Source organism: Vibrio sp. (assembly GCF_048266485.1).
In the GTDB taxonomy this organism is placed as follows: domain Bacteria; phylum Pseudomonadota; class Gammaproteobacteria; order Enterobacterales; family Vibrionaceae; genus Vibrio.
In genome coordinates this window covers 925,638-938,866 of the sequence record NZ_JBLWZK010000001.1, presented here as the reverse complement: position 1 = coordinate 938,866, position 13,229 = coordinate 925,638, and the positions used below count along the sequence as shown (strand labels likewise).

The 13,229-nt window shown below is 42.5% G+C and carries 11 protein-coding genes, 1 pseudogene and 1 riboswitch; of the genes and pseudogenes, 10 read left to right on the top strand and 2 right to left on the bottom strand.

Annotated elements, in window-relative coordinates; genetic code table 11:
* Positions 1 to 42 precede the first annotated feature (42 nt).
* The 8 genes and pseudogenes from ACN0T8_RS04290 (at position 43) to ACN0T8_RS04255 (ending at position 7,312) form a co-directional block, all read left to right on the top strand.
* Positions 43 to 930 (top strand): LysR family transcriptional regulator, encoded by an 888-nt coding sequence (locus tag ACN0T8_RS04290; protein ID WP_417879392.1) that lies wholly within the window; start codon positions 43 to 45, stop codon positions 928 to 930.
* Between the two features lie 281 nt (positions 931 to 1,211).
* Positions 1,212 to 1,311: riboswitch (TPP riboswitch) on the top strand.
* A gap of 275 nt (positions 1,312 to 1,586) precedes the next feature.
* A complete protein-coding gene (locus ACN0T8_RS04285) occupies positions 1,587 to 2,345 on the top strand; it encodes an ABC transporter ATP-binding protein (protein WP_417879505.1) in 759 nt (252 codons plus the stop codon).
* 58 nt (positions 2,346 to 2,403) lie between these two features.
* Positions 2,404 to 3,138: pseudogene (locus ACN0T8_RS04280) on the top strand (ABC transporter permease); the annotation flags it as partial.
* Positions 3,139 to 3,238: 100 nt separating this feature from the next.
* Entirely contained in the window at positions 3,239 to 4,186 is a 948-nt protein-coding gene (locus ACN0T8_RS04275; protein ID WP_417879391.1) for an ABC transporter substrate-binding protein, read from the top strand.
* A gap of 48 nt (positions 4,187 to 4,234) precedes the next feature.
* The gene (gene tenA / locus ACN0T8_RS04270) at positions 4,235 to 4,903 is read left to right on the top strand and encodes a thiaminase II (RefSeq protein WP_417879390.1); all 669 of its coding nucleotides are present in this window, start codon (positions 4,235 to 4,237) and stop codon (positions 4,901 to 4,903) included.
* 13 nt (positions 4,904 to 4,916) lie between these two features.
* The gene (thiM, locus tag ACN0T8_RS04265; protein ID WP_417879389.1) at positions 4,917 to 5,708 is read left to right on the top strand and encodes a hydroxyethylthiazole kinase; all 792 of its coding nucleotides are present in this window, start codon (positions 4,917 to 4,919) and stop codon (positions 5,706 to 5,708) included.
* 43 nt (positions 5,709 to 5,751) lie between these two features.
* On the top strand, positions 5,752 to 6,366 hold the full coding sequence (thiE, locus tag ACN0T8_RS04260) for a thiamine phosphate synthase (RefSeq protein ID WP_417879388.1): 615 nt from the start codon (positions 5,752 to 5,754) through the stop codon (positions 6,364 to 6,366).
* 115 nt (positions 6,367 to 6,481) lie between these two features.
* The gene (locus ACN0T8_RS04255) at positions 6,482 to 7,312 is read left to right on the top strand and encodes an ion transporter (RefSeq protein WP_417879387.1); all 831 of its coding nucleotides are present in this window, start codon (positions 6,482 to 6,484) and stop codon (positions 7,310 to 7,312) included.
* Between the two features lie 17 nt (positions 7,313 to 7,329).
* Here the strand turns inward: ACN0T8_RS04255 and ACN0T8_RS04250 are convergent, their stop codons facing one another.
* Positions 7,330 to 8,184 (bottom strand): LysR substrate-binding domain-containing protein, encoded by an 855-nt coding sequence (locus ACN0T8_RS04250; RefSeq protein ID WP_417879386.1) that lies wholly within the window; start codon positions 8,182 to 8,184, stop codon positions 7,330 to 7,332.
* Positions 8,185 to 8,365: 181 nt separating this feature from the next.
* Here ACN0T8_RS04250 and ACN0T8_RS04245 point away from each other — a divergent pair, with 181 nt between their 5' ends.
* Positions 8,366 to 9,490: an S-(hydroxymethyl)glutathione dehydrogenase/class III alcohol dehydrogenase gene (locus ACN0T8_RS04245; protein ID WP_267135511.1), complete on the top strand. Its 1,125-nt coding sequence runs from the start codon at positions 8,366 to 8,368 to the stop codon at positions 9,488 to 9,490.
* Between the two features lie 335 nt (positions 9,491 to 9,825).
* Positions 9,826 to 10,674, top strand: a complete 849-nt coding sequence (fghA, locus tag ACN0T8_RS04240) for an S-formylglutathione hydrolase (protein ID WP_417879504.1) — start codon at positions 9,826 to 9,828, stop codon at positions 10,672 to 10,674.
* A 69-nt stretch (positions 10,675 to 10,743) separates the two neighbouring features.
* Here the strand turns inward: fghA and ACN0T8_RS04235 are convergent, their stop codons facing one another.
* Positions 10,744 to 12,693, bottom strand: coding sequence for a BCCT family transporter (locus tag ACN0T8_RS04235; RefSeq protein ID WP_417879385.1), 1,950 nt, complete (start codon positions 12,691 to 12,693; stop codon positions 10,744 to 10,746).
* Positions 12,694 to 13,229 lie beyond the last annotated feature (536 nt).

Below are 13,229 nucleotides of genomic sequence, written 5' to 3'. Positions count from 1 at the left end.
ACACCAAAGTGAACATCATTGTTTCTTAATTCGAACAAATGTATGGATAGACTAACAGCCGCAACCGTATTTGTTGAGGTTGCTAAGACGGGGAGTTTTACCGCTACAGCAGACAGGCTAAATATGTCTCGTCCTATGGTAACGAGATACATTGAGGCAATGGAAGCTTGGCTTAATACCCGCCTGTTACATAGAACAACACGAAAAGTGTCTTTGACAACCGCGGGCGAAACATGCCTTGATGAAGTTAAACAATGGCTTAGACAAGCAGAAAGCTTAAGCGGGCTGGCAGACATCAGTGGTCAATTATCAGGTACCGTTAGGTTGGCAACCAGCATGTCATTTGGTTATTCTCAATTGGTTCCCGCTATTCAAGCGTTTATGTCAGAACACCCCAATGTAAATGTCGATATTGATTTGCAAGATTCAGTAGCTGATTTGACTGAGAGGCAAATAGATCTCGCTATCCGAATTGCCTCGGCGCCTGATCCTTCTTTGATAGGTAAGCCTATATCGGTATGTGAGTCTGTTGTCGTGGCTTCTCCGGGATATTTAGGTAATAGTCGCACTATTTCAAAGCCACACGACTTAATGAATCATACTTGTCTTGGATATAAAAATTTCCAACAACATATCTGGCATTTGACGCAAGACGGTTCTCAACAATCAGTAGAAGTTAAGTGTAATCTCACCGCGAATGAAACAACAACCTTACTGCACGCAGTATTGTGTGGCGCAGGGATAGCTATTCAACCGACTTACCTCGTAAACCAATATCTTAAAAGTGGTCAGCTTAAGCAGGTTTTACCGAATTGGAAACCAGATGATTTAACCATTTACGCGCTCTATTCTTCCAGAAAGTACATGTCCCCCACTGTCCGTGCTCTGATTGATTATTTGTCAGATTATTTTTCTGAACCTCGTTGGTAATGTGTGGTTTGTTGTCATGACAAGATGCTCAGTGGATCTTTCTACATGGTGTCTCTTTCCAACTTATATTGATCATAATGCCCAACAGCATACCCTTATCTGATATTGCGATGGAGGTGGAGCAAACTCAAATGATATGGGGATGGCGGTTGATTAAGGTAATAAATCAGGTAAATAAAAAGGGGACGCAAACGAAATATCTAGTTCTCATAAATGCATTCTAAATAGGATTTATTATCAAAAAAGCATATTACTGATGTTAATGTCCTGTTATGATTTATACGTAATAGTCGGGGAGCCAATATTGGCTGAGATCGAAATTCGAGACCCGTAGAACCTGATTCAGTTAGCACTGACGTAGGGAACTATCACGCTTTGCCATTCGCCGAATCACTTCGGAAACCTTGGATAATCGGGTCTTCGATCTTTCCCAATGACGGCCAAAGCCAGTTCCTATACGTCGGTAATAGGAGTGGTAATGGCGAATTCTTCAATACAGTGTAATCCTCAAAAAATATCTTCATTAAAAGAATCTAATGCACCTGTGATTTCTGGATCCTACGACGTTGATTTTAATCACTTATCGCTCATCCCTAACACTATCGCGAGTAAGCTGGGCGTTAGCGATGTCTATTAAAGCTACGTCTTCTAGAGCAATGCCAGCTAAAACCATCGGCATCCAAATTACAAACGCTTGTTTGCAATATAAAGATAGTCAAACTCCGACGCTTTCAGGCATCAATATGCAGATCCCAGCCGGGCAATGGATGGTATTGCTAGGTCGAAGTGGTTGCGGAAAAACGACGATTCTTCGTTATCTAGCGGGTTTATTAGCTGACAAAGTGGAGTGGCAAGGCGAGCTGACGACTACCGATAACTTACTGCTAACCGAGCATATTGCTTATATGGCTCAGCAAGATTTACTGCTGCCGTGGCTCAATGTGTTGGATAACGTTTGTTTAAGTTCGCGTTTTAATCATTCTCAAAGCGATTCACAGCAAGAACAGCAACGTGCGCTGAAATTATTGCAGCAAGTTGGGCTGGTGGATTATTGCTATGCCAAGCCGGACCAACTTTCTGGTGGAATGAAGCAACGTGTGGCACTTGCTCGTACTTTAATGCAAGACAAGCCAGTGGTATTGATGGATGAACCTTTTTCCGCGCTTGATGCCGTAACTCGCCATAAATTACAGACCTTGTCTGCCGAGTTATTGAAAGAGAAAACCGTGGTTTTGATCACCCATGATCCACAAGAAGCTGTCCGGCTAGCCAATCAATTGTATGTACTGCAAGGAACACCAGCTAAAGCGCAATCTCTTGCGGTGCCAGAATCGCCGACTCCCCGAGTATTGGATGGCGAATGCGCCGCGTTACAACAAGCCATTTTGCAGCAATTGGAGAAAGATTATGAGTGAGATGACTCAATACCAATCGCTTTCTTGCCGAGTGAATCAAAAAGAGCGTGTGACACATCCTGCGCTACGTTTGTTAGTTACGGTTGTGGTGATACTCGGCTTATGGCAGTTGGTTGTGGTTATGTTTGATATGCCAAGCTTTATTCTACCTGCGCCTGTCGATGTGCTGGATAAATTACTCACTCGATATGATGTGTTGCTTAAACACACTTGGGTAACCGCACAGGAAATCTTGTTAGGTCTTGCGCTTGGTTTATCGATGGGCCTGCTGTTCGCTTTACAAATGTTGATGTTTGAACCGTTCAAACGTTGGTTATTGCCGATTCTTATTGCCAGCCAGGCGATCCCAGTATTTGCTATCGCGCCAGTGTTGATGCTTTGGCTTGGTTATGGCATCGCATCGAAAGTGGTGATGGCGGCCATCATTATATTTTTCCCGGTGACCACTTGTTGTTATGACGGCTTGCGTAATACCCCAACCGGTTACCTTGATCTTGCCAAAACCATGGGCGCTTCTAAGTGGCAATTGTTACGCCATATTCAACTACCGGCAGCCTTACCAACCTTAGCTTCAGGGATTCGTGTCGCGGTAGTGATCGCGCCGATTGGAGCCGTCGTGGGGGAGTGGGTCGGATCCAGTGAAGGCTTGGGCTATCTGATGTTACAAGCTAATGCCCGGATGATTATCGATGAAATGTTTGCCGCGTTATTTATTCTGGCAATGCTCTCGATCGCCTTGTATTTCATCACCGATAAATTATTGAAAGCTGCTATTCCTTGGGAGAGCAAATGATTAAGCCCTTGGGAAAGCAAATAACGCTCTCCAAGTATCGAAAGTTCAATAGAACCTAGTAAATCGTAAACCAACAGGACAATTTAAGAAGGAATGATTCGTGAAAATAAACAAATTGATTAGTGCTGTCACTTTAGTTACCTCGCTTATTTCGACTCATGCGCTGGCCGCAGACAAAGAAATGACCTTAATGCTAGATTGGTTCGTCAATCCAAATCATGGCCCCATAGTGATCGCCAAAGAGCGAGGTTACTTCAAGCAACAAGGTTTAAAAGTCAATATTCAAGAACCAGCCGACCCTAGCACTCCGGCCAAGTTGGTTGCAGCAGGTAAGGTGGATATGGCGATTTCATACCAACCAAGTCTAACCATTGATGTGGCAGCCGGTTTGCCCTTAATTCGCTCTGCAACCCTTATCGCAACGCCTTTAAATACCTTGATGGTGCTGGATAATGGAAAGAATCAAAATCTTGCAGACCTTAAAGGTAAGAAGATCGGTATTTCGATTTCCGGTAATGAAGGGGCAACGGTGGGTACTATGTTAGCGCAAGAGGGCGTTGAGCTTTCTGATGTGCAAATGATCAATGTTGGCTGGGCGCTATCGTCTTCATTAGCGTCTGGCAAGGTAGATGCGATTTGGGGTGGCCTACGTAACTTTGAAACTAATCAGCTAGCATTAGAAGGTTATAAAGCGAAATCTTTCTACCCTGAAGAACATGGTGTGCCTGCTTATGATGAGTTGGTATTTGTTGCCAATGCTAAAAGCTACGATAAAGAGAAGATCCAAGCTTTCAATAGCGCATTACAACAAGCTACGACTTATATTGTTAATCATCCAGAAACCTCGTGGAAAGAGTTTGTCGCCTACGCACCGGATACGCTAGATAACGAGCTGAATCATCGTGCGTGGAAAGATACTTTAACTCGTTTTGCATTGCGTCCATCGGCGGTCGATCTCAAACGTTATGACGATTACGCCAAGTTTATGTTTGATAAAAAAATCATCGAGACGCTACCAAAAGCAAAAGATTACGTACCGAGCCTTTAAGCTAAAAAATTGAGTTTATTTAATATTACCCATTTGAGATAACCACTTATGAAATACCAAGATTTGATCGACGCTTGTCAGCAAGATTGGCAGCAATACACCGAACATGCTTTCGTTGAGCAATTGGCAAAAGGTACTCTGGAGCAACCTTGTTTTTTACATTATCTAAAGCAAGATTTCTTATTTTTAAAGCAGTATGCACGAGCTTATGCATTGGCGATTTACAAAGCCCGTACTTTGGATGATATGCGCCGTGCTCTACCGACGGTACAAGGTTTACTTGATTCTGAACTGTCGCATCATGTGACTTATTGTGGCCAGTGGGGATTAACCGAAAGTGATTTGGAAAATGAGCCAGAAGATTTTGGCACCGTTGCCTATACCCGTTATGTCCTTGATGCTGGCATGACCGGCGATCTCGTCGATCTTTATGCTGCTTTAGCGCCTTGTTCGATTGGGTATGCCGTGATTGGTAAAAGGTTGATAGAAGGTGCCGATACTGTTTTGGAAGGTAACCCTTATGCGAGCTGGATAAATTTATACGGCGGCGAAGAGTTTCAGTCTGGTGTAGCAAGTGGAGCGGAGCACTTTAATCAACTGCTAGATGAAATCGATATTAATAGTCAGCGTGGCCGAAACTTGATTGAAGTATTTAAAACTGCAACCCGTATGGAAGTAGCTTTTTGGCAACAAGGTTTAAACGTTAAGCAGGGCTAATTGGAGAACTCACATGTTAATTGAACAAATTACTCAAGCGCTAACTTCGTTACGAGAGCAGAATCCATTGGTAGTGAACATTACGAATTATGTAGTGATGAATAATACGGCTAATGCGTTATTGGCAATTGGTGCCTCTCCCATCATGGCGCATTCAAAACAAGAAATGGCGGAGATGATGTCATTTGCTGGTGCGCTGGTGGTGAATATCGGCACGCTTGATCGTACTTGGACAGAGCGAATGATGTTTGCTGTCGAGCAAGCGAACCTTCATAACAAAATAGTGGTGCTTGATCCGGTGGGTTGTGGTACCAGCCAGTTACGAACCAAGACTTCACGTCAAATTGCTCAGTTAGCCAATAAGTTGATCATTCGTGGCAACGCTTCTGAGATCATTGCATTAGCTGGTGAACAAGCGCAAAGCAAAGGTGTCGATGCTTTAGATAGTAGTGATGCAGCATTAAGCGCAGCCAGTTTCTTGGTTAATGAGTATGGTGCGAGTGTGGTGATCTCCGGTGAAGCAGACTACATAGTGACTAATACACAAACCGTAAAACTCAACAATGGTCACCCAATGATGCCATGCGTGACAGGGATGGGTTGTACGCTTAGTGCTTTGACCGGAGCATTTGCTGCTGTCGGTGATGACTCTGGTTTAGCTGCCACAGCTGTGCTTGGTGTAGTTGGTGAAATTGCTGCGGAACAAGCGCGTGGCCCGGGTAGTCTGCAAATGGCATTGTTAGATGAGTTATATCAGCTTGATGTGCAAACGCTGAGCCAACGTCTTAAAGTAGAATCATTTTAAATGAGAACCTCTAAACCTAGAGCGTGTTAAATAAGGAAGCGCAATGAGCGACTATCGTTTGTATTTGGTCACCGATGATCAACAAGATTTAGCCACGCTGAAATATGTCGTCAGTGAAGCGGTACTAGGTGGCGTGACCATGGTGCAAGTGCGCGAAAAACATGGCGATGTGCGTGCTTTTATTGAACGGGCACAAGCAATAAAAGATATTTTAACCGGCAGTGGCGTTCCTTTAATTATCAATGATCGAGTGGATGTTGCACTGGCGATTGATGCTGATGGCGTTCATCTCGGTCAGTCGGATATGCCTGCTGACATCGCTCGTCGGTTAATCGGCCCAGATAAGATCCTTGGTTTGTCGATTGAAAATGAGCAGCAACTTGCTCAAGCTGATACTTTGCCAATTGACTACATTGGTTTAAGCGCCATTTTTGCTACCCCCACCAAAACCAATACGAAAAACCATTGGGGAATCGACGGCTTGCAAAAGGCACTAAATACCACTTCGTTACCGATAGTCGGGATTGGCGGCATTAACCAAAGCAATATTCCTGAATTAATGGCGACAGGCGTGCATGGTTTGGCTTTGGTTTCAGCGATTTGTCATGCGCAGGATCCACAAGCAGCAGCCAAATATTTACTAGGCTTAATGAGTTAATTGTCATTGAATAGACGTGCAGGTAATACTCTGTTACGTCTATTCACTTTGTTATACCAAGAATCGACTTATCATGATGTGAGTTAATAATACGAGACTCTTAAGGGATAAATTCTTGGAACAAACGTCTACCTTTTCGCACTTTCAGCGAGCTTTCAAACGCATCGATCAAAGCAAAAGCTTTCAATGGTTTGTCATTGCGGTGATCATCATTTCAGCCCTAACGGTTGGAGCCCATACCTATTCTTTACCTCCGACGATGGAGTCGGCACTCAACATTATGGATATCGCGATCACGGTATTCTTTTTAGTGGAATTAGTGATCCGCTACCTCGCCAGTGATGGTATCCGCGCTTTCTTTAAAAAGGGCTGGAATATTTTCGATACCATTATTGTTATCGGTAGCTTATATCCAGCGGCAGGCTCGACCATACTGATCGCGAGGCTACTACGCATCTTCCGTGTGTTGCGTTTGGTATCCATGGTTCCGGAGTTACGAGTACTGGTCAATGCATTGATAAAAGCGATTCCTCAGATGGGGTATATCGGATTATTAATGTTTGTGATCTTCTACATTTACGCCGCAATTGGCAGCATGTTGTTTGCCAACATTAACCCAACCTTGTGGAGTGATGTGTCGATTTCGATGCTAACCTTGTTCCGAGTGGCGACGTTTGAGGATTGGACCGATGTGATGTATGAAACCATGGAAGTCTATTCACTGAGTTGGATTTACTACCTAACTTTCATCTTCCTTACTGCATTCATTTTCTTAAATATGATGGTCGGTACTATTTTGGAAGTGATGTCAGAAGAGCATAAGCAGCTACGTGAAGAGCAAAACCCTGATGCGGATACCATGGCAACTTCACAAGAAATGCAGGCGTTGCATCAAAAACTCGATCAACTGCAAGCGACAATTACTGAGATGAATAAGCCGAAATAAATAAAAAGCAGTCCGAGTTAATTTAAATGCTTATCTAGATAATCGAGCAGTAAACGAACCTTAGTTGATAAATGATGGTTGTGAGGGTAGACCGCCCACACGCCATCATTTTTTGTTTGTAGGTGAGGCAATAGTGCGACCAATTGACCTGACTCTAGATAACTTTCTACGTAGTAGTCGGGCAGTTGAACAATACCAATTCCTTTGAGCGCCGCATCCAGCAATGCATAACCATTGTTGCATTTTAACGAGCCATTTACGGTTAATTTCTTATTATGAAAACGCCAATAGTCTAGGGTTCCCACTAGGCAATTATGATGTTTCAGATCGTTCAGCGATTCTGGCTGACCATGTTGTCGTAAGTATTTGGGCGAGGCGCAAAGGTATTGCTGTCTTGGACGTAATTTTTTCGCCATCATACTCGAATCATCCAACGCACCTAAGCGGATCGCTAAATCGACTTTTTCTTCGGTAAGATCGACTAACTGATTGGTTAGCCAAAGCTCGATATTCAAGTCAGGATATAACAAACAGAAGTCATTAATTAACGGCGCAATATGACTTTCACCGTAGGCGATGGGCACAGAAACTTTCAGTTGACCTTGCAGACTATGATTGAGGTTAGTGACGGACAGTTCAGCCTCTTTTAATCGCTCTAAAATAGCCTGGCATTGTTCAAAGTAATTCTGACCAATGTCGGTGAGCTTAACTTGACGAGTCGTGCGATAAAACAATTTTACCGATAGGCGTTTTTCTAACTGATTCACCTGACGGCTGATTTGTGCGGTCGATACCGATAGGTGTTTGGCGGCCAAAGTAAAGCTGCCGGTTTCAGCGACTGCCACAAATTCCGATATTCCTTGCCACTGCATATTTATCACTTATATGTACTAATTGATGTTATATACTATTAATTATTACACATAAGTAAAAGTGTTTTGCAGATTAGACTCTTATCATTTTAAGTAAGCGGACTATACTGAAAGCATAAAGAATCAATCATTAAGTTATTTATTAATAATGCGATGTATCCCGTAATACAGAGGAATAGAAATGACAGCACAAGTAATTAAGTCACGCGCAGCCGTAGCGTGGAAAGCTGGTGAGCCTTTAAAAATGGAAACCGTTGATGTAATGCCTCCACAAGCAGGTGAAGTGCGCGTGAAAATCATTGCCACTGGTGTTTGTCATACCGATGCATTTACCTTATCGGGTGATGATCCAGAAGGCGTATTTCCAGCCATTTTAGGCCATGAAGGTGGTGGTATTGTTGAGTCTGTGGGGGAAGGGGTTACCTCTGTTCAAGTGGGCGATCATGTTATCCCGTTATACACCGCAGAATGTGGTGAATGTAAATTCTGTACTTCGGGCAAAACCAACTTGTGTTCTTCAGTTCGTGAAACGCAAGGTAAAGGGTTAATGCCTGATGGCACGACCCGTTTTTCTATTAATGGTGAGCCGATTTATCACTACATGGGCACTTCTACTTTCTCTGAATACACGGTTCTACCGGAAGTGTCGTTAGCGAAAATTAATCCACAAGCCGATTTAAAAGAAGTCTGCCTACTCGGTTGTGGCGTGACGACTGGCATGGGCGCCGTCACCAATACCGCAAAAGTTCAGCCGGGTGATACGGTAGCTATCTTTGGCCTTGGTGGCATTGGTCTATCAGCCATCATTGGATCGACCATGGCAAAAGCGGGCCGAATCATTGCCATTGATATCAATGAATCAAAATTCGATTTAGCTAAAAAACTTGGTGCAACCGACGTGGTGAATCCAAAAGATTTCGATAAGCCCATTCAAGAAGTGATCGTTGAAATGACCGATGGTGGTGTTGACTACTCATTTGAATGTGTCGGCAATGTACACCTAATGCGTTCTGCGCTTGAGTGTTGTCACAAAGGTTGGGGGGAGTCGATCATCATTGGTGTAGCCGGTGCCGGACAAGAGATCTCAACTCGTCCTTTCCAACTCGTTACAGGGCGAGTATGGAAAGGTTCAGCATTTGGCGGCGTAAAAGGTCGTTCACAGCTACCCGATTACGTAGAACGTTATATGAAAGGTGAGTTTAAGTTGAATGACTTTATTACTCATACTATGGGCCTGGAAGATATTAACGATGCTTTTGATTTGATGCATGAAGGCAAGAGCATTCGTAGTGTTATTCATTTCTAAAGTTCGTAGCTAGGAAACTCGTTGCTCGTGCCTCGAGGTGAAATACGAAAGATCGAGTTTCTATAATAAGAGTTTTCCTAGTGGTTAGTTCAATGAGTTTGAAGGTTGGATCGTAGCTAGGAAACTCGATGCTCGTATCTCGAAGTGAAATACGAAAAATCGAGTTTCTATTATTAAGAGCTTTTCTAGTGGTTAGTTCAATGAGCTTGACGATTGAATCGTAGCTAGGACACTCTTTATCGAGACACGAGACACGAGACACGAGACACGAGACACGAGACACGAGACACGAGACACGAGACACGAGACACGAGACACGTAAAAATAACAGATGGATATTTATGAAACAGTTGAATTCAAATCAGTGTTTTGGTGGCCAACAACAGCAATTTGAGCATGAATCGCAAGTGCTTAATTGCAAGATGCGCTTTTCGATTTTTTTGCCGCCGCAAGCGTTAGAATCGAATAAAGTACCGGTGGTGTATTGGCTATCAGGCTTGACTTGTACCGATGAAAATTTTGTCCAAAAAGCCGGTGCGCAGCGTATGGCGGCAGAGTTAGGTATTGCGATTGTCGCGCCAGATACTAGCCCTCGTGGTGAGGATGTGGCGGATGATGAAGCGTATGATCTTGGTAAAGGGGCGGGGTTTTATCTCAATGCCACTCAAGGGCCTTGGGTTAAGCATTATCAAATGTATGACTACATTGCTTATGAACTCCCTGCTTTAATTGAAGCGCATTTTCCCATCACGGATAAGCGTGCAATCTCAGGGCACTCGATGGGGGGCCATGGTGCGTTAACGATTGGTTTGCGTAATGCGCCAAGGTTTAAGTCGATTTCAGCATTCAGTCCAATTGTTAGCCCATTGCATTGTCCGTGGGGGCACAAAGCTCTCACTGCTTATTTAGGAGATGACCAAGCATTGTGGGTCAAATATGATGCAGTAGAATTGATGAAAAAAATCAAAGGCAATGAAGCCTACCTACCGCCAATTAAAGTTGACCAAGGTTTAGCGGATAATTTCTTGGAAGAGCAATTAAAACCGCAACTTTTGGAAAATGCGGCGAACGATGTGAACTACCCATTTGAGATTAACCTTCGTGATGGTTACGATCATAGTTACTTTTTTATCGCTAGTTTTATTGATGAGCACTTGAAGTTCCATGCTCAGTATTTGAAGTAAATTTTGAGTAATAAAAAGGGCAGAATCAATCATCTGCCCTTGTTTGTATCTAAATGATTATTGCTTAGATTAACTTGCTGCTTTTTCTACTTCCACTGGTGGCGTAGAGTCACTTTGAGCTTCTTGCTCTTGTTTTTCTTTGATTAGATCATTGAAAGCAATTCGAGCTTCTTGCGCTTCTTGTGAGGCGGCAAGTTTCACTTCTTTCGCAGCCATAGCCTCAGTCGTGAGGGTATCTAATTGTTTTTGTAAATCTGCTGGCACATCACCAAGTTCAAGACCGTTATCACCATAAGTGAGAGCTTCTTCTCGAATTTGTTTTTTCAACTTCCAAATTGCTTTCAGTGCTTGACGTTCATCATCGGCAGCTTCAATCGCTGTCGATTTCAGCTCTTCAAATTTCGCCAGAGCGACACCTTCCGTTGACCAAGGATCGACATCTGGTAAGTCTTCAATGTTGATTACGGGATCTTCGTAACCTTCTTGGTTGGCCAGATCGAAGTTGGCCGCTTTAACGGTCGACATCATTAACATTGCTGAAATGGCAATCAATGGAATACCGGCCACAATTGAAGCGGTTTGTAGTGTTGTTAGGCCACCCATGAACATTAATACTGATGGCATGAATGATAGGGTAAATGCCCAGAATAAACGGTTCCAACGCATTGGCTCTTCAGTTACATCATTTTGTACAACAGAAGCCAAAATGTAAGAAATCGAGTCAAAAGTTGTTGCAGTAAAGATGATACATAGACCGGTAAAGACTACGATAATCAAAGTGCTCATTGGTAATTGATCTAATATTGCAAAGATAGCAGCAGTAGTACCTTGACCATTTAGGACACTGATAACATCTAATTGACCTGATAACTGAAGTGATAAACCAAAGTTACCGAGAACCATGAAAAATAAGAAACAGCCTAAAGAGCCAAAAAATACTGAACCTGCAACCATTTGTTTAATGGTGCGGCCGCGAGAAATACGAGCAATAAATAGGCCCATGCTTGGTGCAAATACTAGCCACCACGCCCAGTAGAAAATAGTCCAATCTTGTGGGAAGTGGGTATTTTCAAATGAACCGTAACCACCAAAAGGTTCAGCCCAAGAGGCCATAATAAAGAAGTTTGATAGCATTCTTCCTAAAGAATCTAAACCCGTTTCAAGTAAGAATGTGGTTGGTCCAACCGCGAAGATGAAAATTAATAATGCTAAAGCTCCCCAGAAGTTTATGTTACTGAGTAATTGGATCCCTTTCGACATTCCGGCATAAGCTGAATAAGCAAAGATCATAGTACAAACTAATAAAACCATGAGTTGTACACCGGTGGTTTTCGGTGTGCCAAATAAGTGGTGCAGACCTTCGGTGATCAATGGTGAGGCTAAGCCTAGTGTCGTCGCACCACCGCCAAGTAAACCAAAGATAAACATAACGTCGATGGTTTTACCCAAACCACCTTGAGCGCGCTTTTCACCAATGATAGGCATCAGCGCAGCTGAAACCTTTAAAACGGGTTGTTTACGAACATAGAAGAAGTAGGCAATTGGAATTGCAGGTACAAGATAAATAGACCAAGCAATTGGACCCCAGTGGAAAATGCCATAAGTTGCTGCCCAACGGACCGCTTCTTCACTTCCTGGCGCTAATTGAAATGGTGGATTTTGATAATAAAACGCCCACTCGATAGTCCCCCAATATAAAATACTGGCACCGATACCACCACAAAATAGCATGGCAGCCCAAGATGCCGTTTTGAATTCAGGTTTTTCGTCAGGATCACCGAGTTTGATTTGGCCAATGTCTGAAAAAATGATGTAAATCATAAAGAAGAAAGAGGCAAGCCCAAGAATGAGATAAAGTGCCCCAACTTTATCGGTCATAAATGTTTTGGCTAGTGCGACCCAATTCTCTCCTTTTTCAGGGAAAATCATTAAAGGGATGATGGCACATAAAAGAACGATAATCGCACCAAAGAAGGTGGGTTTATCTATAAGTGAAAAAGAATTTTTTTGCGTGTTCATTAACTAACTCCTAAGCAAAATACAGCAATCCATTAACACATAAAACCATACTATATCTGTGTGTTTATATGAAAAATAAGCTTCTTTATATAGAAAACTAAGATCAAAGTCGAATAAATTGAATGTAGCTAATATCTTTAATTTTAAAGTATTTATGTCAATGTAAGTTGGGTTTTTGTTATTGATGCAATGAATGGTTTTTATTCTTTGGGTGGTTTTATTTGTTAGCAGTACCAATTGTTAATTTTTATCTAGAATAAAACCGTGCGATTGCCTTCTATTGTTTCAGTGGTTACTTTTGCTCTCTTTTTTTGTTTTTACATTTGAAGTGGATTTTTATTGATAAACTTTGTTGCTAAAACTCATGAATTTTGACTTTATTGTCGCTAACTTTTGAGAATTTTAGTTATTTCTAACTTTTTCTTTTCTCGGTTTTCTTCCTTAAATTGTTCTCTACCTGTTTTTTGATCGGATAAAATTGGCTCGACCATCATACGAATTGTTGCTTTGTGAAAAGTTAGTTTTCATTTTTGCAT